Raw genomic sequence first — 2,506 nt, 5'->3', positions numbered from 1 at the left:
CCTACAACCTCTATGATATACTTAGCCTCCTTTATTCTTCAAACTCCTACTATACTTATATAGTATCTAGTGATATAGAAAATCTAAGTGTAGCTGATATAAATGATAGTTCAAAGCTAGGATATTTCTATTGTCTCTATACTTGTAATCCTCTGCTTGTGCTAGATTCACATAATAAGCCTACATTGAATAACAACATAGCCACTAAGAATCTAGGATATAAAGATGACTTCGTAAATATCTTTATCCTTGACAAAGAATCCCTAACCACTGAATACCTAGATGCTAGAAAATCTCTCTATAAATCTATAATGCAACTAAAACAAGAGAGACAAAGTGAAATAGAGCAAGAACAAAAAAGAATAAATAATCTAAGTTATGAAGAGTATCAAGCAGAATTAAAGGAGGTAGAGAGAGAACAAAGACAAGCAAGGTTTAATAAAAAAGATAAATCCAAAGATTCAAATCATCTTATCCTAGAATCAAATGATAAATCTATAAAGATAATATTCTTAGATAAGCTAGATTCTAATCAATCAAGCAATGCTTCGTCATTGCGAGAAGTCGGCACGACTTCGTGGCAATCCACAACTAATATCTCTCTATCCAATCTAATCCACCTCCACGATAACAAGATAGATATATTTACTAAGAATGGTAGTGAGATAGATATAGAATCTCTAATTAATAAATATCACTTAGATACTAATATATTGCACTCTCCAAATACCCAAATATTTCTTTATTCTCATCTACTTAATGGCTCTAAAGAAATAGAATCTCATCCTTTATACTTTGGGGAATTAGACAAAGAAGGAGTATTGATAGAATCTAAACCCATATATTACTTACAAGGTAATGAAGACTTAAGCAATACAGATTCTAATGCTATGGATTGCCACGAAGCTAACACTTCTCGCAATGACAAGAATATAGGCACTTCCACACTCCAAGTATTCCTCAATAACTTCACTCTTACCATACTAAACTACTCTATATTAGACTCTAGCCTTCATATCAAACTAGAATGTAAAAGCAAAGAATCTCAAGAGATAGAGAAGAAAGAAAAAGCACTCTTAGAATCTAAATCTAAAGATTCTAATGACAATAAAGAAATAATATCTAGTGCATTCCTCTGTCCTGTCCTAGAAGATAATGAGCTTAAATGTCCTCATAATGGCAGAGTAAAGCTAAAGAGTAATAAAGGTAAAAGCTTTACATCTAAAGACATTCCCAATAAGAATATTACCAATCATATTGTAGAATCTTATCTTTCAGAATCTAAAGAGGTGGTGTAGATGGCTAATCGTATAAAACCTAAACCCCCAAAGGAGCTACAATGCTATTTGTAATAATCTTTTTTCTCCCCATTGTCTTTACTCTCTCATATTTTATATGGTGGCTTATCTATAGAAAAGCATTTAAATCACAAAAGAAAGTCTCTAAGATTCTAGTATTTATTGGAGGTATAGGATTAATTACTTTTTATTACACACCTTATTCATATTATTTAGAGCCTAGCTATCACGAATTTAAAAAGATGTGTAAGCTTAATGAATTACCAAATAATGAAGAGAAGTATAATAAAATCTTAAGTTACTTTGGATTGAGTTTAGATACGCTTGATTGGGAGGAGTTGAATGGAAGAGTTGAGAAGCTTGAAGATACAAATGGTTGGTATGAAAAAGGTAAAAATGAGTATAAAATAGATGGTTTTGGATGGAATAAATATAATAATAGGATTGAAATATTATTTATTATATTTTCAAATGAAAGCAGAATAAATCGCTATAATATTAGTTTTATGTATCTTTCTGGTATTTGGCAAACAAGACGCTATCATTTAGAGCAAGAATCTATGGCTAGTTATAATCTTGAGTGGATGGAAGAAGAATTGGGTTGCGCAGATATTGTTAAAGAAAATGAGGAGTAACAATGACAAACAAAGAACAAATACAAAAGCTTCGTGATAATGCAGAGTTAGCGTTGGTAGCATATGGGTATTTTGATTTAATTGGTAAGGAGTTTCACAAAAATAGTAAGACGCGACAAAAGAACACTATCACCCCCACCGACATACTCGACATCACTTATCAAGACTATATCGCAGTAAAGCCAAATCCACACAAACAAGATGATGAGATACAAGTAGGCACACTCGATGGCGACTTCTCCCCACTTCAAGCTAAAAGATTCTTTGAAAGATATGATTTATTACTTCATCAACCCAATACAGATTCAGGCTTCTCTGCTACTCTCTTTGGAGAAAAACGCAAACAAAAGAATACAGAATCTAAAGAGATAAGCTATACTGCTGAATATGGATATATCAATTATATCTTAGCCTTTCGTGGCACAGAGATGGGTAGTGATAAAATAAAAGCAATGCTAAAAGATTTCTATGAAGATTTCTTACTTGGGACAAACCAAATCCCAGAGCAATATTTTGATTTGATACACTTTGTAGAGACAAAGATTAAACCTAGAATCTATGATACATCATCAC

1 protein-coding gene and 2 pseudogenes are annotated in these 2,506 nt (G+C 32.0%); all 3 read left to right on the top strand.

The window, feature by feature from the left end; genetic code table 11:
- Positions 1-1,298: pseudogene (locus CQA53_RS12670) on the top strand (hypothetical protein); the annotation flags it as partial.
- Between the two features lie 41 nt (positions 1,299-1,339).
- Positions 1,340-1,933, top strand: a complete 594-nt coding sequence (locus CQA53_RS10905; RefSeq protein WP_115543965.1) for a hypothetical protein — start codon at positions 1,340-1,342, stop codon at positions 1,931-1,933.
- A 2-nt stretch (positions 1,934-1,935) separates the two neighbouring features.
- Positions 1,936-2,506 (top strand): annotated as a pseudogene (locus tag CQA53_RS10900) (lipase family protein); the annotation flags it as partial.

The sequence above is a fragment of the Helicobacter didelphidarum genome (assembly GCF_003364195.1).
GTDB lineage: Bacteria > Campylobacterota > Campylobacteria > Campylobacterales > Helicobacteraceae > Helicobacter_A > Helicobacter_A didelphidarum.
This window is presented reverse-complemented; position numbering and strand designations above follow the sequence as displayed.